We start from the raw sequence: 20,550 nt of genomic DNA on the forward strand, positions 1-20,550 counted from the left end.
ATGCCACGCACGCCCCGCACCCCGGCATCGGCCGCCGCCCTGCCTTCGCTGGACAAGCTGCTGCGCCTGCCGGCGCTGTCGGCACTGATCGAAGATCACGGTCGCAGCCGCGTCACCCTGCTGCTGCGTTCGCACCTGCAGGCGCTGCGTGAGCGCATCAGTGCCGCGCAGCTCTCCGCCGAGCAGTTGCATCAGGCCATTGAAGGCCCGGCTCTGGTCGCGGCGCTCGACGCCGCCCTTGCCGCCGATGCACGGCTGGACCTGCAGCCGATGTTCAACCTGACCGGCACCGTGCTGCATACCAATCTTGGCCGCGCGCTGTTGCCCGATGCTGCCGTGCAGGCGGTCACCCGCGCGATGACCGCGCCGGTCGATCTGGAATTCGACATCACCCGCGGCCGCCGCGGCGACCGCGATGCACGGGTCCAGGCGCTGGTCTGCGAGCTGACCGGCGCCGAAGCCGCCACCGTGGTCAACAACAATGCCGCGGCGGTGCTGCTGCTGCTCAACAGCCTGGCCAACCGCCGCGAGGTGGTGGTATCGCGCGGCGAACTGGTGGAGATCGGCGGTGCCTTCCGTATTCCCGATGTGATGCGCAGTGCCGGCGCGCGGCTGCTGGAAGTGGGTACCACCAACCGCACTCATCCGGCCGACTTCGCCCATGCCATCGGCGCGCGCACCGCACTGCTGATGGAAGTGCATGCCAGCAACTACGCGATCACCGGCTTCACCGCCAAGGTCGACACGGCGGCAATGGCTGCCATCGCGCACGACCATGGCCTGCCGTTGGTGGTGGACCTGGGCAGCGGCAGCCTGTGTGACCTGGCGGCATTCGGCCTGCCACACGAGCCGACCGTGCAGGAAACACTGGCGGCCGGCGCCGATCTGGTCTCATTCAGCGGCGACAAGCTGCTGGGCGGGCCTCAGGCCGGCATCATCGCCGGTCGCGCCGATCTGATTGCACGTATCAACCGCAACCCGCTCAAGCGCGCGCTGCGCATGGACAAGATGGGCCTGGCCGCGCTGGAAGCGGTGCTGGCGCTGTACCGCGAAGCGGAGCTGCTGGCGAAACGGCTGCCGACCCTGCGCACCCTGTCGCGCACGCAGGATGACATGGATGTGCAGGCCCAGCGCCTGCTGCCGCCGATGCGGTCCGCGCTCGCCGCCGACTACGGTCTTGAACGGGCATCGATGCACAGCCAGATCGGCAGCGGTGCACAGCCACAGGCGCAGCTGGCCAGTGCCGGGCTGCGCATCACCACTGCGCACCGTGGCGGACTGGATCGCCTGGCCAAGCGCTTGCGTCAGCTGCCGCGCCCCGTGCTGGGGCGCATCGCCGATGACGCGCTGTGGCTGGACCTGCGCTGCCTGGAACCGGCCGACGAAGCGGACTTCCTCGCCCAATGGAGCACGCTGCAGGCATGATCGTCGGCACCGCCGGGCATATCGACCATGGCAAGACAAGCCTGGTGCGGGCACTGACCGGCATCGAAACCGATCGCCTGCAGGAAGAGCGCACGCGCGGCATATCGATCGAACTGGGCTATGCCTATGTCCCGGTGGAAAGCTCGGACGGCACAGGCCCCGCCGCGACGCTGGGTTTCGTCGATGTGCCGGGCCATGAGCGTTTCGTGCACACGATGGTGGCCGGCGCCACCGGCATCGATGTCGCCCTGCTGGTGATCGCCGCCGACGACGGCGTGATGCCGCAGACCCGCGAGCATCTGGCGATCCTGCAGTTGCTGGGCGTGGATCGCGGCGCGGTGGCGCTGACCAAGATCGACCGCGTGGACGCCGCGCGCATCGCCCGGGTCGAGATCGAGATCGCCGCGCTGCTGGCCGCGACGCCGCTGCAGGATTCCCCCGTATTCGCCTGCAACAGCACTTCAGCCGATGACGCAGGCATCAACGCCTTGCGCGCCCACCTGCACGCATGGGCCGCGGGCGATGCCAACGCGCGCCAGGCCACGCTACGCGGCGAGCTGTTCCGCATGCCCGTGGACCGCGTGTTCTCGTTGGCGGGCCACGGCACATTGGTGACCGGCGCGGTGCATGGCGGCGTCGCCACAGTGGGCGAGCACCTGCAACTGATGCCCGCCGCCACCGATGTCCGCGTGCGCAGCATCCACGCGCAGAACCAGCCCAGCGAACACGCCATGGCCGGGCAGCGCTGCGCGTTGAACCTGGCCGCCATCGCCCGCGACGAGATTCATCGTGGCGACTGGATTGCCGACCCGCGCGCGCTGCTGGCCACCACCCGCATCGATGTGCGCCTTCGGCTGTCCCCACGGGCAGCTCCACTGCGCGACTGGGCACCCCTGCACATCCATTGGGGCACGATGCACCGGCAGGCTCATGTGGTTCTGCTGGAGGACGACGATCACGGCAATGGGCAGCTCGTGCAGCTGGTGTTCGAGGCGCCGGTCTGTGCGATGTGTGGTGATCGCTTCATCGCCCGCGATTCCGCCGCGACCCACACGCTGGGCGGTGGCGTCGTGCTCGACCCGGACCCGCCACAGCGGCGTCGGCGCAGCCCGGCACGGCTCGCATGGCTTGGGGCGCTGGAGCAGCTGGCCGCAGGTGCGGGAATCGGCCCGCCGTTGCAGCAGGCTCCCTTCGGCATTGCGATGGCCGCGTTGCAGCGTTACTGCCGGCGCGCCGCCGGTCAGATCGATCTGCCTGCGGACGCACAGCGTATCGTCACCCGCGATGACACGGTGATCATCCTCGCCTCGCACTGGCAGGCATTGCGCGAGCAGGTGATTGCCTCGCTGCGCGACTGGCACGAGCGACGCCCGGACGAACCCGGTGTCGACAGCGGCCGCCTGCGGCGCAGCACCCTGCCCGCACTGGCGAGCAACCTGTGGAATGCCCTGCTGCAGGACCTGCTGGCCGATGGCACGCTGCAGCGCGTGGGCGCCTGGTGGCGCCTGCCCGGCCATGACCATGCGCCACCGGAGCGCGAACGTCTTCTGCTGGAACGTGTGCTTCCGCAGCTGCACGCCGGTGGTTTCGATCCGCCGTGGGTGCGCACCCTGGCCGCCGACTTCGGCCTGGCCGAAGACGAGGTCCGCGCGATCCTGCGCCGGGCCGCAGCCCGCGGCGACCTGTTCCAGGTGGTGCCTGACCTGTTCTATGCACCGGCCCGCATCACCGAGCTCGCCGCGATCGTCGCGCAGCTGTCACAGGCCACCGGCACGGTGGATGCGGCGGCCTTCCGCGATGCCATCGGCCTGGGCCGCAAACGCAGCATCCAGATCTTGGAGTTCTTCAATCGCGTTGGCTACACTCGACGCGTCGGTGACCAGCATCGTCCGCGCGGCGACCTGCAGTGGAACGCAGCGCGCGACTGAGCCCACCGGTACCGCCGTACTTTCGGAAGGCATGCGCATCCGGGCATGCGGCTGGGCTTCAAACCCAGTAGGGGGCGTCGATCGTTCCCTGGTAGGTTCGACTCCTGCTGCCTTCCGCCATTCGTGTTTCCGCAGGAGATGTCGGCATGGCCACGCACGCGCAGTCCCCCGCTCCTTCAACGGCCGATGCCCCGCAACGACTGACCTCGCTGGCCCACGGTGGCGGCTGCGGCTGCAAGATCGCCCCGGGCGTGCTTTCCGAACTGCTGCGCGGCGTTCCAGCGCTTCCGGCACCGGCCGAACTGCTGGTCGGCCGTGAGACCAGCGACGACGCGGCGGTGTACCGCCTCGATGACCGACAGGCGATCGTCGCCACCACCGATTTCTTCATGCCGATCGTCGACGATCCGTTCGACTTCGGCCGCATCGCCGCCACCAATGCCTTGTCGGACCTGTACGCGATGGGCGCACGCCCGCTGTTCGCACTGGCCATCGTCGGCATGCCGATCAATACGCTGCCGCAGGACACCATCCGCGGCATCCTGCAGGGCGGCGAACGCGCCTGCGCCGATGCCGGCATCGTGGTGGCTGGTGGCCACAGCATCGATTCGGTGGAACCCATCTACGGCCTGGCCGCGATCGGCGTGCTCGATCCGCAGCGGCTCAAGCGCAATGCCGATGCCCGCGCCGGCGATGTGCTGGTGCTGGGCAAGCCGCTGGGCGTGGGCGTGTATTCGTCGGCGTTGAAGAAGGAAGTGCTGGACACCGACGGCTACCGGCAGATGATCGAGTCGACCACCCGCCTGAACAGCGTGGGCGTGCCCCTTGCCGCGCTGGAGGGCGTGCATGCGATGACCGACGTCACCGGCTTCGGCCTGCTCGGCCACCTGCTGGAAGTGTGCCGCGCCAGCGGCGTCGCTGCCGAGGTGGACAGTGCACAGGTACCGCTGCTGCCACAGGCGCTGGAGCTGCTGCAGCGCGGCTGCGTGACTGGCGCCTCCAACCGCAACTGGGCCTCGTATGGCACCGAGGTGCGCTTCGCCGAGGGCTTGGCCGCCCACTGGCAGCCACTGCTGACCGACCCGCAGACCAGCGGCGGCCTGCTGGTGTCCTGTGCCCAGGAAGCGGTGGATGCGGTGCTCGCCTGCTTCCACGACGCCGGGTTCGGCCAGGCGGCCGTGGTGGGGCGGTTGGGCGAGGGAGCGGCGGGCGTCAACGTGCGCTGATGCGCTGAAACGACAAGGGCGCCCGAAGGCGCCCCTGCTGTATCGCCGGATGCAACATCACTCGATGTTCTGCACCTGTTCGCGGATCTGGTCGATCAGCACCTTCAGCTCCACCGCGGTATTGGACGTACGGCTGTCCACCGACTTCGACCCCAGCGTATTGGCTTCGCGGTTGAACTCCTGCAGCAGGAAGTCCAGGCGGCGGCCGACCGGCTCGCGCTGCTTGAGCACGCGGCGGATCTCGACGATGTGGCTGCCGAGGCGATCCAGTTCCTCATCCACGTCCAGCTTCTGCAGCCACAGCACCAGCTCCTGCTCGGCGCGGCCGGGGTCGACCGGGTGCGGCAGGTCAGCCAGGCGTGCGGCCAGCTTGGCGCGCTGGCCGTCGCGAATGGCCGGAATCAAGGTGCGCACTTCGGTGGCGATGCGTTCGATGCCGTCCACGCGTTCGCTGATGGCAGCCGACAACTTGCCGCCTTCGCGCTCACGGGCCTCGACGAAGCCGTCCAGTACCTGGTCCAGCAGGGCCAACGCCTCGACCTGCAGGGCGGCGGCATCCGTGGCCTCGCCGCGGGTCACGCCCGGCAACTGCAGCAGATCGGTGAAGCTGACCTGCAGGTTCGGGAAATCGGAGGTCAGGCGGTGGGCCAGGCGGCCCAGCTGGCCCAGCAGGGCCTCGTCCACCTGCAGGTTGGCGGCCGCTTCCGGCGCGCGCAGGCGCATCACCAGATCCAGCTTGCCGCGGCTCAGGCGCGCGGCGATACGCTCGCGCAGCTGCGGCTCGAGCGCCCGCAGTTCCTCGGGCAGGCGGGTGCCGACCTCCAGGAAGCGGTGGTTGACCGAGCGCAGCTCGCAGCCCAGCGTGCCCCACGGGGTGACCCGCTCGCCGCCGGCGTAGGCGGTCATGCTTCGAATCATGGATTGTGTCCGGTGCGTGCAAAGGGGGAATGGTACCCTAGCGCCCTCACCAGAGCCCCCTTGCCCGCCCCGTGAAGGCCGCGGGCGTGGCGGCGTACTCCCTCGCCATTACGGAACCCGCACCATGTCCGATTCCCGCCCCAGCGGCCGCCAGCCCGACCAGCTACGCCCGGTCGTCATCCAACGCGGCTTCACCCGCCACGCCGAAGGTTCGGTACTGGTCTGCTTCGGTGAAACCCGCGTGCTGTGCACCGCCAGCGTCGAGAACCGCGTGCCGGGCTTCCTGCGCGGCAAGGGCGAAGGCTGGGTGACCGCCGAGTACGGCATGCTGCCGCGCGCCACCCACACCCGCAGCGACCGCGAAGCGGCCCGTGGCAAGCAGGGCGGCCGCACGCTGGAGATCCAGCGCCTGATCGGCCGCAGCCTGCGTGCCTGCGTGGACCGCAACGCGCTGGGCGAGCGCACCATCACCCTCGACTGCGACGTGCTGCAGGCCGACGGCGGCACCCGCACCGCTGCCATCACCGGCGCCTACGTGGCGCTGGTCGATGCGGTGAACGTGCTGATGAAGCGTGGCGACATCAAGCGCAACCCGATCCTGGGCGCAGTGGCAGCGGTGTCGGTGGGCGTGTACCGCGGCACCCCGGTGCTGGACCTGGACTACGCCGAAGACAGCGACTGCGACACCGACATGAACGTGGTGATGAACGACGGTGGCGGCTTCATCGAACTGCAGGGCACCGCCGAAGGCCATGCCTTCCGTCGCGACGAGCTGGACGCGCTGCTGGGCCTGGCCGAAAAGGGCGTGCGCGAACTGCTGGACGCACAGCAGGCGGCGCTGTCGGTATGAACCGGCGCATCGCCCTGACCACCCTGGTGGTAGCCGACTATGACGAAGCCATCGCCTGGTACACCGGAAAGCTCGGCTTCGCGCTGCTGGAGGACATCGACCAGGGCCACAAGCGCTGGGTGGTGGTGGGGCCGACCGACGGCAGCGCTGCCGCCCTGCTGCTGGCCCGTGCCAGCGACGAGGAACAGCGCAGCCGCATCGGCAACCAGACCGGTGGCCGCGTCGCCTTCTTCCTCAACACCGACGACTTCCACCGCGACCACGCGGCGATGCTGGCCGCCGGGGTCGAGTTCCTGGAAGCGCCGCGCGAAGAACCCTATGCAACGGTCGCGGTGTTCCGCGACCTGTATGGCAACACCTGGGACCTGCTGGAGCCCCGTCAATGAAGAAACTGGTACTGGCCAGCCACAATGCCGGCAAGCTGGTGGAGATGCAGGAGATCCTCGCCGACCTGCCGCTGCAGATCACCTCGGCCGCCGAGCTGGGCCTGGGCGACGTGGAAGAGACCGGCCTGACCTTCGTCGAGAACGCGCTGCTGAAGGCGCGCGCGGCCTGCGAAGCGACCGGCCTGCCGGCGCTGGCCGATGATTCGGGCCTGATCGTCGATGCCCTCGGCGGTGCACCGGGCCTGTACAGCGCGCGTTATGCCGGCCACCCGACCAACGCCGCAGCCAACAATGCCAAGCTGCTGGAAGCGATGGCCGACATTCCCGATGGCCAGCGCGGCGCCCGCTTCTATGCGGTGATCGTGCTGCTGCGCCACGCCACCGACCCGCAGCCTCTGATCTGCGAAGGCCGCTGGGAAGGGCAGATCATCCGCGAACTGCGCGGCACGAATGGTTTCGGCTACAACCCGGTGTTCCTGGACACCACCCACGGCCTGACCGCCGCGGAGATGGAGCCGGCCCTGAAGAACGCCATCAGCCACCGTGCCATTGCCCTGCAGCAGCTCAAGCAGCAGCTGGCGACGCTGTACTGACGCCACCCGATCGAACCAGGGAAGCCGGCCAGCGGCCGGCACTACCGAAGAAGCCCATGCCGCACGCCCACGACCACTGCAACCACCTGCCCGGCGAAGCCTGCTCCGCTGACCACGACAGCCCGCCGCGACTGGTGCCACCACCGCTGTCGTTGTACGTGCACCTGCCGTGGTGCGTGCGCAAATGCCCGTACTGCGATTTCAATTCGCACCAGGCCAAGGGCGAACTGCCGTTCGATGCCTACATCGATGCCCTGCTGCGCGACCTCGACCAGGACCTGCCGCTGGTCTGGGGCCGGGTGGTGCACAGCGTGTTCTTCGGTGGCGGTACCCCCAGCCTGTTCCCGCCGGAAGCGATCGACCGCTTCCTGCAGCAGGCCAGCGCACGCCTGCGCTTCGCACCCAACGCAGAAATCACCCTGGAAACCAACCCGGGCACCGCCGAGCATGGCCGTTTCGACCGCTACCGCGCGGCCGGCGTGAACCGCCTCAGCTTCGGCATCCAGAGTTTCGACGACGCCATGCTCAAGCGCCTGGGCCGCATCCACGACAGCGGCGAGGCCGAGCGCGCGGTGAAGATGGCGCAGGACGCGGGCTACGACAATTTCAACATCGACCTGATGTACGCGCTGCCGGAACAGACCCTGGCCGGTGCCGAGGCTGATCTGGAACGTGCGTTCGCGCTGCAGCCGGCGCATATCTCGCACTACCAGCTGACCCTGGAACCGAACACGGTGTTCTTCGCGCGGCCGCCGCAGGGTATTCCCGACGAAGACAACGCCTGGGACATGCAGGAACACTGCCAGGCGCTGCTGGCGCAGGCCGGCTTCGGCCAGTACGAGGTCAGCGCCTATGCGCGCCCCGGCCGGCAGAGCGCGCACAACCTGAACTACTGGCGTTTCGGCGATTACCTGGGCATCGGTGCCGGCGCACACGGCAAGATCAGCTCGGGCGCCGAGGAACACGTTCTGCGCCGCTGGAAGCTGAAGCACCCGCAGGCCTACCTGGACAGCGCCGGCACTCCGGCCTCGTTCGGTGGTGACGACGTGATCGCAGCAGAGCGCCTGCCGTTCGAGTACATGCTCAACCTGCTGCGCCTGCACGAAGGTTTCGGCCTGCGCGATTTCGAGTCGCGCACCGGGCTGCCACGCAGCGTGCTGGATGCCCCCCTGGCCGAGGCCGTTCAGCGCGGCTGGCTGGACGTGACGGATGGCCATGTGCAGCCGACCGAGCTGGGCCGCCGTTTCACCAACGATGTGGTGAGCCTGTTCCTGGAGGAATAAGGCTTCCGCCGTAGCCGGTAGTGCCGGCCGCTGGCCGGCATTACAGTGAAGACAGCGCTGCCGGCCAGCAGCGGGCACTACCGTTTATCCGTCGGCGCTGCCCAGCGAACGTGAGACACGTTCACCCTAAAGTAGCGCCGACTGCGGCCGACACGGTAGATTCACAGGATCGATCCGCGGGAATCCGGGTACCGCTCGCCGATGTCAGCTGTCTTTTCCATCACCTCTGCCGACAAAGCCCGCCTGGCCGCCAGCGACCTGCCACCGCGGGTGCGTGAGCTGCTGGGTGCGTTGATCGGCCTGTGCCGGCAAACGCTGGCCGCGCCCCTGATCCTGACCGTCGAAGCGCTGGAGCAGACGCTGCTGCACGACGCCGACCGCGCACGCAATCCGATGCAGCAGGCGGACCTGATGGCCCAGCGCGGCCAGCTGCACGCCTTCGCCGGCCACTTCGCCGACCGCATGCTTGATGCCGTGGCCGAGGCGCTGGTGGGCCTGCGCGCGCCGTCCACCGCCGCGGCGGCCCATGCTTCGCCGCCGCCGCTGCCGGGCATGCTCGGCCTGTCGCTGGTCGATGAGCATGAGGTGGATCGCGACCTGCTGCTGACCGAGATGATCCGGCGCGAGACGCTGCGTTCAACCAATACGCTGAACCTGCTGGGCCAGCGCCTGGGCGTGCTTGCAGCGGCGCCGGCGTTCGAGGCCGACACCCTGCCACTGGCACCACAGGCCCTGTGCGCGATGGTGCGCCGGATCGCCGAACAGGACGCGCTCGGCGTGGAGGTGCAGCTTGCGCTGTACCGCAGCTTCGAGCGGCAGGTGCTGGAACGCCTGGGCGATGTGCTGGACCGCGCCAATGCGCTGCTGGCCCAGCACGGCGTGCTGCCGGGCCTGGTCTACACCCCGTACCTGGCGCGCTCGTCGAGCACCCGGCGGATCATCACCCAGTCAGTGGGGGGCGGCCGCGCAACCCAGCCAGCCAAGCGTGCCGCCGCGCCGTTGACCGGCTGGAACGGCTCCGCTCCCGCCGGTTCCTGGTCGAACCTGGTGCAGGACGCCTTCAACGATGCGGTCGCCCCGGGTGCCGCAGCCCCGGGCGTGACCACGTCCACCGGCAGTGCGCTGCATGAACTGCTGCAACAGGCGCGCCACGCCACGGCGCCCCCCGCGGATGCCGCTGCCGTGCCCAGTGCAGCCGTCGATGCGGTCCTCGCGCGGCTGCAGGCCCAGTCCAGCGCGGCCACCGGCGTCGCCGACCTGCAGGCTGCGGTGGTCGCCCAGCTGCGCAGCGAGCACGGCGCGCAGGCCCAGCTGGGCAGCCACGACCGCGACAACCTCGACCTGCTGCGCATGCTGATGCAGCAGGTGCAGCAACAGCAGCGCCCCGACCCGGTGCCGGCCGCCCTGCTGGCGCGCCTGCAGGTACCGCTGGCGCGTGCGGCGATGGCCGACCCTGGCTTCTTCGTGCGCGACGAACACCCCGCACGCGAACTGCTCAACCAGATTGCCGAAGTCGGCGCCAACTGGCTGGGCGACGATGATGTGGACCCCCAGCTGCTGCAACGCATGGCGCAGAGCGTGCAGGGCCTGCTCGGCCAGGACGCGCGCTCGCCCGAGGCCTTCGCCACCGCCAACGAAGACGTGCAGCAGCACCAGCGCGCGGCGGCCCATCGCGCCGAATTGGCCGAGCGCCGCCACGTCGAGGCAGCACGCGGCAAGGAACGACTGGAACTGGCACGTCGCCAGGCCAATGCGCAGATCGACCAGTGCTGCGACGCACAGGAACCGCCACGCTTCGTGCAGACCCTGCTGCGCCAGGCCTGGGCCGATGCACTCACCCTCACCCGCCTGCGCCACGGCGACGATTCACCGCAGTGGCAGGAGCGCCTGCACCAGACCGAGCGCATCGCTGCGGTGACCGCGCAGGCCGTCGACGCGCCCGGTGGTACCGATACCTCGCTGGCCAGCGATGTGGAGTCCGCGCTGGTGCAGGTCGGCTATCACGCCGAAGAAGCAGCCGCCGTTGCCCGCCGCCTGGCCACGCCCGGTGGCGAGGACGAAAGCACCTCGCGTACTGAACTCAGTGCCCGGCTGAAGGCGCGTGCACGGTTGGGCGAACATGCCGCCAGCGGCGGCGGCAATGCGTCGCTGGCACCGCGCAGCAGTGCTGAAGAGGCCGCCTACCAGCAGCTGGCCACCCTGCCCTTCGGCAGCTGGTTCGACATCGACAGCGGTGACGGCACCCTGCGCCGGCAGCGCCTGTCCTGGTACAGCCTGCTGACCGGCCACGCCCTGTTCGTCAATCCGCGCGGGCAGAAGATCGCCGATACCGACCTCGACACGCTGGCCCGGCAGATCAGCGCCGGGCGCGCGCAGCTGGTCACCGAAGACAAGGGCCGGCTGGTCGATCGCGCGTGGCAGGCCAGCCTCGGTGCGCTGCGCGCGCTGGCCGGCGGCCGTTCCAGGGAGACCTCCGTTTGAACACCCAACCACCGCAGGACACGCGCCGCGCGCCGCGCCGCCAGGTCTCGGACCTGGTACCGGTCACCGACCAGATGCGCGAAAGCGTGGTGGGCCGGCTCGGCAATGTCTCCGAGACCGGCATGCTGATGCTGGCCAGCACGCCGCTGCGCGAGGATGCGCTGTACCAGTTCCGCTTCCCGTTGCCGATGGGCGACGGCCGCCACGAGGCCATCGACGTGGGCGTGCACCTGCTGTGGAGCGAACCGGCGCATGCGCCGGGCCAGAGCTGGACCGGCTTCCGTTTCCTCACCCTGTCACGCGAGCATCGGCAGCTGCTGCGCCAGTGGGTAGGCGAAGACAGCGACGAGGGGCCGGTTTCGACGGCCTGAGTGCCGGTTCCAGCACAGCGGTTTTTCCCGGTATGCGGCAGAATCTAGGGCCGTTTTCCGTGTCGAGCCACCGCAATGATCCAGCAAGACCCCGGCGCCCTGTATCCCGACCACCTGGCCGTGCTGTGCCGACGTGCCGAACAGGCGCTGGCCCGCGGCGGCTTCGATCACTTGGTGGTGCCCAGCGGCACCCTGCATTACCAGGTGTTCGACGATCGCGACTACCCGTATGCGGTCAATCCGCAGTTCAAGGCCTGGCTGCCGCTGACCCGCGTGCCCAACAGCTGGATCGTGTTCACCCCCGGCAAGCGCCCGGCGGTGATCTTCCACCAGCCCTTCGACTACTGGCACGTGGTGCCGGATGCGCCGAGCGGCTGGTGGGTGGACCACTTCGACATCCACATCATCCGCAAACCCGAAGACGCGCTGGCCCTGCTGCCGGCCGACCCGTCGCGCTGCGCGATCCTCGGCGAGCCGCAGAGCGCGCTGGGCAGCTACGTGCCGAACAACCCGGCACCGGTGGTGAACTACCTGGAATGGCACCGCGGCAGCAAGACGCCGTATGAAATCGCGCTGATGCGCCAGGCGCAGGTGCTGGGCGTGCGCGGCCACCGCGCCGCCGAAGCCGCGTTCCGCAACGGCGCCGACGAGTTCAACATCCACATGGCGTACTGCCAGGCGGTGGGCCAGGACGCCAACGAGCTGCCCTACGGCAACATCGTGGCGCTGAACGAACATGCCGCCGTGCTGCATTACACCGAGCTGGGCCGCAAGGCACCGCAGCCGCTGCGCAGCTTCCTGATCGATGCCGGCGCCAGCGCGCACGGCTATGCCAGCGACATCACCCGCACCTACGCCGCGCAGGGCCACGACGAATTCGCTGCGATGATCGCCGCCGTCGACGCCGCCCAGCAGCAGATGTGCGCAGCGGTGCGCCCGGGCTTCGACTACAAGCAGCTGCACGTGGACGCGCATCTTTCGCTGATGGGCGTGCTGAAGGACTTCGGCGTGATCAAGGTCTCGCCGCAGACGGCAGTGGAGACCGGCGTCAGCGCCGCATTCTTCCCGCACGGCATCGGCCACCTGATCGGCCTGCAGGTGCACGACGTGGCGGGTTTCGCAGCCAGCGACGAGGGTGGCCGCATCGAGCGCCCGGCGGGCCATCCATACCTGCGCCTGACCCGCGTACTGGAACCGGGCATGGTGGTGACCATCGAACCGGGCCTGTACTTCATCGACATGCTGTTGAACGAAGTGAAGGACGCCGGCCATGGCGATGCGATCAACTGGGACCGCGTGGACTTCTTCCGTCCGTATGGCGGCATCCGCATCGAAGACGAAGTGCTGTGCACCGAGGGCGAAGCGGACAACCTGACGCGGCCGGAGTTTGCGGCGGCCAACGGCTGAGCCCCTCGTGGTTGGCCGCTTGGAGCAAAAGCCGCGCTTGGCGGTGCGGGTGGGCCATGCAGGGGACGCTGCAAGTACGTCCCTGTAAGCTCGATGGCGCCATCCATGGCGCCAACGCCCCTGCATGGCCCACCCGCCCCACCTTTGACAGTTTCCTGCGCGCGTCCAACCACGGAAAAGAAAAAGGAAAAGCAAAAGCGGGTCGCTCGCTGCGCTCGCTCTGTGTCGACCAAGGTCGACACCTACCAACAGCCGCAGCAGCCAGTAGATCCACGCCATGCGTGGATGATTCATTCGATATCTGACAGATGTGCCGACCAACGGTCGGCACCCACCAACAGCCGCGTGAACCTGTCGAAGGCGGGGCACTGTGGGCTTGCGGGGTGTGAGCGGCATGGATGCCGCGACCAAGCCCCCATGGACGGGTTTACGGCGTCCCCGCAAACCCACAGTGCCCCGCCGTCTCACGGAATGCCCGCTGTTGCTGTTGCTCTGGCGTGTAGCAGGTGCAGGGCTGCAAGCCCTGCAGAAAAGCCCCTTACCCCGCCATCACCGCTTCGATCTCGTCGGCGCTGCGCGCCAGGCCTTCGGTCAGCACGCGATGGCCGTCATCGGTGATCAGCACGTCATCCTCGGTACGGATGCCGATACCGCGCCAGCGCGGTTCCACCGTCGTATCGTCCACGCCGACATACAGCCCCGGCTCGATGGTGAACGCCATGCCCGGCTCCAGCAGGCGCGAATCGCCCGCCAGGCGGTAATCGCCCACATCGTGTACGTCCAGCCCGATCCAGTGCCCGGTCTTGTGCCGGTAGAAACGCTGGTACTGGCCTTCGGACAGGTTCTTTTCCAGCGTACCCTTCAGCAGCCCCAGCCGCAGCAGGCCCTCGGTCAGGGTCTGCACCGCCGCCAGGTGGCCGGCCTCGTACGGCACGCCCGGCTTGGCCTGGGCCAGCGCCGCGGCCTGCGCATCGCCGACCAGGTCGTGCAGCGCGCGCTGCTCGGCACTGAAGCGGCCGTTCACCGGGAAGGTGCGGGTGATGTCGCTGGCATAGCCGCGATATTCCGCGCCGGCATCGATCAGCACCAGCTCGCCGTCGCGCGAACGTGCGTTGTTGTCGCGGTAATGCAGGATGCAGCCGTTGCGGCCCGCACCGACGATGCTGCAGTAGGCCGGCACGGCATCGTTGGCGCGGAACACGCGCTCCAGCTCCGCCTGCAGTTCGTACTCGTGGATACCGGCCTTGGCTGCCTTCATCGCCGCCAGATGCGCACGCACGCTGATCTGCGCGGCGTGGTGCATCAACGCCACTTCGGCGCCGGACTTGAACAGGCGCTGCTCGTGCAGCAGGTGGCCCAGCTCCAGGAACTCATGCGGCGGCTGCGCGCCGTGGCGCACCTGCGAGCGAACACGGTTGACCCAGCCGATCAGCTTCAGGTCGAAATCGGCGTCGCGGCCGAAGTGGTAGTAGACGCGCGAACGCCCTTCCAGCAGGCCCGGCAGGATGTCGTCCAGATCGTCGATCGGGTACGCATCGTCCATGCCGTACTGCGCCACCGCGCCTTCCTGGCCGGCGCGGCTGCCGTCCCAGGCCTCGCGCTCGGCATCACGCTCGCGGCAGAACAGGATGGCCTCGCCGTGGCGTCGCCCCGGGATCAGCACCAGCACCGCTTCCGGCTCCGGGAAGCCGCTCAGGTACTGGAAGTCCGAATCCTGCCGGAACGGGTAATGGGTATCGAGGCTGCGCACCTTCTCGGCCGCGGCCGGCAGCACCAGGATCGCGTCCTCGCCAGCCATGTCCATCAGCTGGCGGCGCCGACGCTTGTATTCGCCGGCCGCGATGCCGGTGCGCTGCTTGATATCCATCAGTTCAGGCGCTGCCGATGGCGCGAGGCCAGCACCACGTCACCGTGCAGCAGCAGCACCGCCACGCGGATGAATTCCTCGATCTCCGACAGGGCTTCGTCATCGTCATCGCCGCCAGCCTCGAAATCCTCGCTGGAGGCACGGGCCAGGCTGGCCATGTCGGTCAGCGCTTCTTCGCCCTCTTCGGACAGGGTCGGGCGGCGGCCGCCGCTGCCCAGGCCGAAACCGCCCAGGAACGAGCGGGTCCAGCTGAACATGGCATCGGCCTGCGCGGACACGTCGTCGCCGTCGGTCAGCAGCAGTTCGAAGGCGAAGTCGCGGTCTTCCAGCTGCTTGATGGTCGCCTGCAGCAGCTGCCCCAGCACGCTGTCGGCGGCCACCGGAGGCAGGTTGTCGTCGGCCAGCACGCGCGCCGGCCAGTCGTTGCCGGGGGCGCCACCGGCGGCCAGCCAGCCACACAGCGCGCCGTGCAGCTCGGCAGCGGTGGCGCCCAGGCCCAGTTCCTGGCTGGCGCGGGTAACGTCGTCGACGGAGGGAAGTTCGGTCATCGTGCGGCTCGTTCGGAAAGGAAACCCGGGGCGCGCACGCGCGCGCCCGTGAGACCCCGTAGTGTAGCAACCCCACGGCATCCTCTCTGCGGCCGTCAGGCCTTGCTGCGACAACGCTTGACCGCCCTTACCCGGCTTGCCTATCGTGCCCGCATGGAACCCGCCGATCCCCTTGCCCAGCTGCAGGACTTCGCCGCCCGCGTGGAAGCGTTGCTTGAACGCAACCAGCGCCTGGCCGAGGAGAACCGCAGCCTGCGCCACCAGCAGGAACAGCTGGTGGCCGAGCGTTCCACGCTGCTGGCCAAGAACGAGCAGGCACGCTCGCGGGTGGAAGCAATGATCAGCCGGCTCAAATCCCTGGAGCAGCACACATGAGCGCCGAACCGGTCAGTGTCCGCATCCTCGATCGTGAATACACCGTGGGTGTCGGCGGCGATGAACGCGACAGCCTGATGGCCGCCGCGCGCCTGCTCGATGCACGCATGCGCGAAATCCGCGGCAGCAACCGCATGGCCGCCGTCGACCGCGTCGCGGTGCTGGCCGCACTGAACCTGGCCCACGAACTGCAGCTGCTGCGCGACGAGAACGCCCGCCAGGCCGTGGCTCTGCAGCAGACGCTGGCCGACCTGAACCGGCGCCTGGACCGCGCCATCGACGGCACCCCATAGAAAAAGGGGACGGAGGGAATTAAGGCGCATTCGCCCCTTCCGTGCTGGAAACGCCTTGATTCCCTCCGTCCCCTTTTCGCGTATCTGAATTGGCACGGACTGTTGCCGACGAACGGCCTATCCAGATCCTGCGCGCTGGCTATAATGACCACGCGTTCTCTGCGGTACTCGACGGCATGTGCAAACATTCGCCTTGTCCCTTAAGAACGACACCGGGAGCGCGACAGCGCCGGGAGTGCAGGTCCGCCTTGTAGCGGGAAGCCCGATGGTTCTCCAGCGTTCCCACTTGAGCCCCCGGGTTCAAGGTCGTTTCGCATGCATCGACATTGCGGAGAATGCAATATTCCAGCAAGGGCGGCGTCTTCGGGCGTCGCCCTTGTTCTTTCCGGCACAATGGCGGCTGATCCTTGCCGCACGCCGCCATGACCGACCCGCGCCAGGCCCTGCGCCACGACCTGCGGCAACGCCGCCGCGACCTTTCCGCCGCTGAGCGCATCGCCGCCGCCGAATCGCTTGCCGATGCCCTGCTGGCCCTGCCGTTCGCCCCGCGCGAAGGCGCCGTGGCCGGCTACTGGGCGCTGGATGGCGAAATCGCCCTGCACCGCTGGCAACTGCAGCTGCCCGAAGGACTCACCTACTGCCTGCCGGTACTGGCCGGCGACGTGCTGCGCTTCGCACCGTGGCGGCCCGGGCAAGCATTGACCAGCAACCGCTATGGCATTCCCGAGCCGGACGTGGCCATGGAAGACACCCTGGAACCGGCGCAGATGGCGCTGGTGGTGACCCCGCTGGTGGGCTTCGACACACAGTGCCGGCGGCTGGGCATGGGGGGCGGCTGGTATGATCGCAGCTTCGCCTTCCGCCACGACCGGCCGGCGCCGCCCTGGCTGGTCGGTGCTGCATTCGCGGTGCAGCAGGTCGAGTCCTTGCCGGTGGCGTCCTGGGACGTGCCGGTGGATGCGATCTGCACCGAAGACGGCACCCTGTTCCCCTCCGCTGCCCCCGTGAACGCATGACCGCCCGCAAGCGCTACTGGCTGATGAAGTCCGAACCGGACGCCTTCTCCATCGATGACCTGGCCAAGGTCAAGGTCGAACCCTGGAACGGGGTGCGCAACTACCAGGCGCGCAACTTCATGCGCGATGGCATGCAGGTGGGCGACGGCATCCTGTTCTACCACTCCAATACCAAGGTGCCCGGCATCGTCGGCCTGGCCACCGTCGCCAGCCCGGCCTATCCGGACGACACCCAGTTCGACCCGAAATCCGACTACCACGACCCCAAGAGCACGCGCGAGAACCCGCGCTGGATGCTGGTGGACGTAGGCTTCGACCGCAAGCTCAAGCAGGTGATCGCGCTGGACGAGATCAAGCTGCACGCCGAAGAACTCGGCGAGGGCTTCCCGCTGGTTGCCAAGGGCAACCGCCTGTCGGTGTTCCCGGTGACCGCCGCGCAGTGGAAGCTGCTGCTGTCGCTGGAAAAGAAATCCTGATTCCCTGCCTGAGAGTTCTCCCATGTCCGAAGCCAAGCGCCTGGCCGCCGAGAAAGCCATCGAGTACGTCGAAGACGGCATGATCGTCGGTGTCGGCACCGGTTCCACCGTGGCCTATTTCATCGATGCCCTGGCCCGCATCCAGCACCGCATCAAGGGTGCCGTGTCCAGTTCCGAGCAGAGCACCGCGCGCCTGAAGCAGCACGGCATCGAGGTGATCGAGCTGAACCACAGCGGCAATCTGTCGCTGTACGTGGACGGCGCCGATGAGTGCGATGCCAACAAGTGCCTGATCAAGGGCGGCGGCGCCGCACTGACCCGCGAGAAGATCATCGCCGAGGCCAGCGAGCGCTTCATCTGCATCGTCGACCCGAGCAAGCAGGTGCCGGTGCTGGGCAGGTTCCCGCTTCCGGTGGAAGTGATCCCGATGGCGCGCAGCCTGGTCGCCCGCCAGATCCGCGACATGACCGGCGGCCAGCCAACCTGGCGCGAAGGCGTGGTCACCGACAACGGCAACCAGATCCTGGACATCCACAACCTGCAGATCACCGATCCGGAAAAGCTGGAGCGCGAGCTCAACCAGCTGCCGGGCGTGGTCTGCGTCGGCCTGTTCGCGCGCCGTCGCGCCGACGTGGTGATCGTCGGCGGCGAGCCGCCGATCGTGCTCTGACCCTTCCGAAGGATCCTGACGATGTCGCTGTTGCGTTCGCTGCTGATGCTTCCGCTGCTGGCTCTGGCCGGCTGTGCCACCGACGCGGCCCGCCATTGGGTCGAGCTGGATGGCGCCCGCTACCAGGTGGAGCTGGCCACCAACGATGAAACCCGCGCGCGCGGGCTGATGTTCCGCGACCAGATGTCGGCCGACCACGGCATGCTGTTCATCCACGACCGCGAAGAAATGCAGGCGTACTGGATGAAGAACACCAAGATCGCGCTGGACATCCTGTACTTCGACAGCCAGCGCAAGCTGGTCAGCCAGCAGCGCGATGTGCCGCCGTGCTCGGCCGGCGACATGTGCCCGCCCTATCCCAGCGGTGGCCCGGCGCGCTACGTGCTGGAGCTCAACGCCGGCCAGGCCGAGAAGCTGCAGTTGAAGGACGGCACTCAGCTGACCTTCGGCCCGGGCATCGAGTAGTAAACGATGCGGCCGGCCAGCGGCCGGCACCCGCGGTAGTGCCGGCCGCTGGCCGGCAACCCTGCGGGGGTCAGATCCCTTTCGCACGCGAAAGGGATCTGACCCCTGACTTTTTCACGCGGCACCGCTTGAAACCGCCTGCGAATGACGCCAGTCTGTGTCCATGCAGGACCGGATCACACTCCCCGACTGGGATGCACTGGCCGACCTCGAAGACGAGGCACTGCCACTGTTGCCGACCGCGCTGCTGATCGCGCGCGATGAATACCCCGATCTGCAGCCGTCGACCTACGACGCGCTGATCCAGAGCCATGTCGAGCACCTCCGTTCGGAAGTGGACAGCATCGACAACAGCCCGCTGAAGATGGCGGCGATCAACCGCCACCTGTTCGACGAGCTGGGCTACAGCGGCGACCACGACGAGTACTACAACCCGCGCAACAGCTACCTCAACCAGGTATTCGAGCGCCGCCTGGGCAACCCGATCTCGCTGGCACTGGTGCAGATGGAAGTCGCGCGCCGGCTGGGCATTCCGCTCGACGGCGTGTCCTTCCCCGGCCATTTCCTGGTGCGCCTGCCGGTGGACGACGGCGTGCTGGTGATGGACCCGTTCAATGGCGGCCGCCCGCTGGACGTGGACGAACTGCGCGAGCGGGCCAAGTCACACCTGGGCGGGCAGATGCCCGACGACCAGGTGCTGGCGCAGATCCTCGACCCGGCGCCAGCACGCGCGATCCTGATGCGCATGCTGCGCAACCTGCACGGCGTGTATGCCGAGGCCGGCGAATGGGACCGCGCCGCGCGCAGTGCCGACCGCCTGCTGAAGCTCGCCCCGGAGCAGGACGATGCGCTGCGTGACCGCGGCCTGGCCTACCTGCAGCTGGAGTACCTGGCCGGTGCCCGCCACGATCTGGGGCAGTACCTGAAGCGCAACCCGGAAGCCAGCGATGCGCAGTGGCTGCGCGAGAAGCTGATCGACCTCGGCGGGCCGGTGCCACGGCTGCATTGATTCTGTCAGGTGTGCGGACCAACGGTCCGCACCCACCGCTAGCGCCGGGCCATGCCCGGCGGCCATTGCGATCAATCGACCTCGACCATCTCGAAATCGGCCTTGGTCACGCCACAGTCCGGGCAGGTCCAGGTCTCGGGAATGTCCTCCCAGCGCGTCCCCGGCGCGATGCCCTCCTCCGGCAAGCCTTCCGCTTCGCTGTAAAGGAAGCCGCAGACCACGCACATCCAGGTGCGCAAGGTGGTGGGGGTGGCATCGCTCATCGGATAATCGGGTCTGGATTCACGGGCCGCCATTGTCCCATCGCGGTCCACTCACCGGTAGCCATCGATGACTTCTGCTTCCCCGGCGCCCCGCGGCGTCTACCTGATCACCCCGGACGAGCCCGATACCGCGCGCCTGCTGGCCCGCACCGCGCCGCTGCTGGCCGCGGGCGCCACCTGGCTGCAGTACCGCAACAAGACCGCCAGTGACGCGCTGCGGCGCGAGCAGGCCACCGCCCTGCAGGCGCTGTGCGTGGAACACGGCGTGCCGCTGATCGTCAACGACGACCCGGCGCTGGCCAAGGCGGTCGGCGCGGCCGGCGTGCACCTGGGCGGCACCGACGGCGACATCCCCAGCGCGCGCGCCCTGCTCGGTGCCGAGGCCATCATCGGCGCCTCCTGCTACGACCAGCTGGCCAATGCCGAAAAGGCCGTGGCCGCCGGCGCCAGCTACGTGGCCTTCGGCGCGTTCTTCCCGACCACCACCAAGATCACCAGCAGCCGCGCCCATACCGACCTGCTGCGGCAAAGCGCCGCACTGGGCGTGCCGCGGGTGGCGATCGGCGGCCTGACGCCGGACAATGTCGGTCCCATCATCGACGCCGGCGCCGATCTGGTCGCCGTGGTCAGCAGCGTGTTCGCCGCCGAAGACCCGGTTGCGGTCCAGCGCGCCTACCTCGCCCAGTTCGCGTAATGCCCA

Annotated in this window: 22 protein-coding genes, 1 tRNA gene and 1 other RNA gene; 20 read left to right on the plus strand and 4 right to left on the minus strand. The window is 68.5% G+C overall.

Annotation, left to right across the window (positions count from 1 at the left end):
* The 4 genes from selA to selD all read left to right on the plus strand — a co-directional run bounded on the left by selA (nt 1) and on the right by selD (nt 4,579).
* A complete protein-coding gene (gene selA, locus ACUZUJ_RS17900; protein WP_101766019.1) occupies nt 1-1,425 on the plus strand; it encodes an L-seryl-tRNA(Sec) selenium transferase in 1,425 nt (474 codons plus the stop codon).
* On the plus strand, nt 1,422-3,353 hold the full coding sequence (selB, locus tag ACUZUJ_RS17905; protein WP_458220570.1) for a selenocysteine-specific translation elongation factor: 1,932 nt from the start codon (nt 1,422-1,424) through the stop codon (nt 3,351-3,353). The genes selA and selB overlap by 4 nt, the downstream gene beginning before the upstream one ends.
* 24 nt (nt 3,354-3,377) lie before the next feature.
* A tRNA-Sec gene (locus tag ACUZUJ_RS17910) sits at nt 3,378-3,473 on the plus strand.
* 26 nt (nt 3,474-3,499) lie between these two features.
* Nucleotides 3,500-4,579: a selenide, water dikinase SelD gene (selD, locus tag ACUZUJ_RS17915; RefSeq protein ID WP_049446536.1), complete on the plus strand. Its 1,080-nt coding sequence runs from the start codon at nt 3,500-3,502 to the stop codon at nt 4,577-4,579.
* Between the two features lie 57 nt (nt 4,580-4,636).
* Here selD and ACUZUJ_RS17920 read toward each other — a convergent pair whose 3' ends face one another.
* The gene (locus tag ACUZUJ_RS17920; RefSeq protein WP_458220571.1) at nt 4,637-5,497 is read right to left on the minus strand and encodes a YicC/YloC family endoribonuclease; all 861 of its coding nucleotides are present in this window, start codon (nt 5,495-5,497) and stop codon (nt 4,637-4,639) included.
* A gap of 124 nt (nt 5,498-5,621) precedes the next feature.
* Here ACUZUJ_RS17920 and rph point away from each other — a divergent pair, with 124 nt between their 5' ends.
* From rph to pepQ, 7 genes are all read left to right on the plus strand, one after another.
* Nucleotides 5,622-6,347 (plus strand): ribonuclease PH, encoded by a 726-nt coding sequence (gene rph, locus ACUZUJ_RS17925; RefSeq protein WP_049446539.1) that lies wholly within the window; start codon nt 5,622-5,624, stop codon nt 6,345-6,347.
* On the plus strand, nt 6,344-6,733 hold the full coding sequence (locus ACUZUJ_RS17930) for a VOC family protein (RefSeq protein ID WP_032956062.1): 390 nt from the start codon (nt 6,344-6,346) through the stop codon (nt 6,731-6,733). Before rph ends, ACUZUJ_RS17930 begins: the two co-directional genes overlap by 4 nt.
* A complete protein-coding gene (gene rdgB / locus ACUZUJ_RS17935; protein ID WP_049446541.1) occupies nt 6,730-7,326 on the plus strand; it encodes an RdgB/HAM1 family non-canonical purine NTP pyrophosphatase in 597 nt (198 codons plus the stop codon). The genes ACUZUJ_RS17930 and rdgB overlap by 4 nt, the downstream gene beginning before the upstream one ends.
* A 56-nt stretch (nt 7,327-7,382) precedes the next feature.
* Nucleotides 7,383-8,609 (plus strand): radical SAM family heme chaperone HemW, encoded by a 1,227-nt coding sequence (gene hemW / locus ACUZUJ_RS17940; RefSeq protein WP_049446544.1) that lies wholly within the window; start codon nt 7,383-7,385, stop codon nt 8,607-8,609.
* 201 nt (nt 8,610-8,810) lie between these two features.
* On the plus strand, nt 8,811-11,090 hold the full coding sequence (locus tag ACUZUJ_RS17945) for a DUF1631 family protein (RefSeq protein ID WP_049446545.1): 2,280 nt from the start codon (nt 8,811-8,813) through the stop codon (nt 11,088-11,090).
* Nucleotides 11,087-11,461 carry a PilZ domain-containing protein gene (locus ACUZUJ_RS17950; RefSeq protein ID WP_014038349.1) on the plus strand — a complete coding sequence of 125 codons (375 nt, stop codon included), beginning with the start codon at nt 11,087-11,089 and terminating at the stop codon, nt 11,459-11,461. Before ACUZUJ_RS17945 ends, ACUZUJ_RS17950 begins: the two co-directional genes overlap by 4 nt.
* Nucleotides 11,462-11,536: 75 nt before the next feature.
* Nucleotides 11,537-12,868, plus strand: a complete 1,332-nt coding sequence (pepQ, locus tag ACUZUJ_RS17955; protein ID WP_049446546.1) for a Xaa-Pro dipeptidase — start codon at nt 11,537-11,539, stop codon at nt 12,866-12,868.
* A 538-nt stretch (nt 12,869-13,406) separates the two neighbouring features.
* Here the strand turns inward: pepQ and ACUZUJ_RS17960 are convergent.
* Nucleotides 13,407-14,729 carry an aminopeptidase P N-terminal domain-containing protein gene (locus ACUZUJ_RS17960; protein ID WP_101766445.1) on the minus strand — a complete coding sequence of 441 codons (1,323 nt, stop codon included), beginning with the start codon at nt 14,727-14,729 and terminating at the stop codon, nt 13,407-13,409.
* Between the two features lie 5 nt (nt 14,730-14,734).
* A complete protein-coding gene (locus ACUZUJ_RS17965; protein ID WP_014648288.1) occupies nt 14,735-15,283 on the minus strand; it encodes a YecA/YgfB family protein in 549 nt (182 codons plus the stop codon).
* 153 nt (nt 15,284-15,436) lie between these two features.
* Here ACUZUJ_RS17965 and ACUZUJ_RS17970 point away from each other — a divergent pair, with 153 nt between their 5' ends.
* The 8 genes from ACUZUJ_RS17970 (at nt 15,437) to ACUZUJ_RS18005 (ending at nt 19,587) form a co-directional block, all read left to right on the plus strand.
* Complete coding sequence (locus ACUZUJ_RS17970) at nt 15,437-15,658, plus strand: TIGR02449 family protein (RefSeq protein ID WP_005410898.1); 222 nt, start codon at nt 15,437-15,439, stop codon at nt 15,656-15,658.
* Nucleotides 15,655-15,951 (plus strand): cell division protein ZapA, encoded by a 297-nt coding sequence (locus ACUZUJ_RS17975; RefSeq protein WP_005410899.1) that lies wholly within the window; start codon nt 15,655-15,657, stop codon nt 15,949-15,951. Before ACUZUJ_RS17970 ends, ACUZUJ_RS17975 begins: the two co-directional genes overlap by 4 nt.
* Before the next feature lie 153 nt (nt 15,952-16,104).
* Nucleotides 16,105-16,290: non-coding RNA, 6S RNA (ssrS, locus tag ACUZUJ_RS17980), on the plus strand.
* An 83-nt stretch (nt 16,291-16,373) separates the two neighbouring features.
* Complete coding sequence (locus ACUZUJ_RS17985) at nt 16,374-16,967, plus strand: 5-formyltetrahydrofolate cyclo-ligase (protein ID WP_014038353.1); 594 nt, start codon at nt 16,374-16,376, stop codon at nt 16,965-16,967.
* A complete protein-coding gene (locus ACUZUJ_RS17990; RefSeq protein ID WP_049446548.1) occupies nt 16,964-17,443 on the plus strand; it encodes an EVE domain-containing protein in 480 nt (159 codons plus the stop codon). The genes ACUZUJ_RS17985 and ACUZUJ_RS17990 overlap by 4 nt, the downstream gene beginning before the upstream one ends.
* 22 nt (nt 17,444-17,465) lie before the next feature.
* Nucleotides 17,466-18,113, plus strand: a complete 648-nt coding sequence (gene rpiA / locus ACUZUJ_RS17995; protein ID WP_049446551.1) for a ribose-5-phosphate isomerase RpiA — start codon at nt 17,466-17,468, stop codon at nt 18,111-18,113.
* Between the two features lie 21 nt (nt 18,114-18,134).
* Nucleotides 18,135-18,578 carry a DUF192 domain-containing protein gene (locus ACUZUJ_RS18000; protein ID WP_014038356.1) on the plus strand — a complete coding sequence of 148 codons (444 nt, stop codon included), beginning with the start codon at nt 18,135-18,137 and terminating at the stop codon, nt 18,576-18,578.
* Between the two features lie 163 nt (nt 18,579-18,741).
* Nucleotides 18,742-19,587 (plus strand): SirB1 family protein, encoded by an 846-nt coding sequence (locus tag ACUZUJ_RS18005; RefSeq protein WP_510468053.1) that lies wholly within the window; start codon nt 18,742-18,744, stop codon nt 19,585-19,587.
* 71 nt (nt 19,588-19,658) lie between these two features.
* Here ACUZUJ_RS18005 and ACUZUJ_RS18010 read toward each other — a convergent pair whose 3' ends face one another.
* Nucleotides 19,659-19,883 carry a rubredoxin gene (locus ACUZUJ_RS18010; protein ID WP_080347542.1) on the minus strand — a complete coding sequence of 75 codons (225 nt, stop codon included), beginning with the start codon at nt 19,881-19,883 and terminating at the stop codon, nt 19,659-19,661.
* A 34-nt stretch (nt 19,884-19,917) separates the two neighbouring features.
* On the opposite strand from ACUZUJ_RS18010, the gene thiE reads away from it, so the two are divergent.
* Nucleotides 19,918-20,544, plus strand: coding sequence for a thiamine phosphate synthase (thiE, locus tag ACUZUJ_RS18015; RefSeq protein WP_049446557.1), 627 nt, complete (start codon nt 19,918-19,920; stop codon nt 20,542-20,544).
* The last annotated feature ends 6 nt before the right edge of the window (nt 20,545-20,550 follow it).

The sequence above is a fragment of the Stenotrophomonas sp. S4 genome (assembly GCF_054187805.2).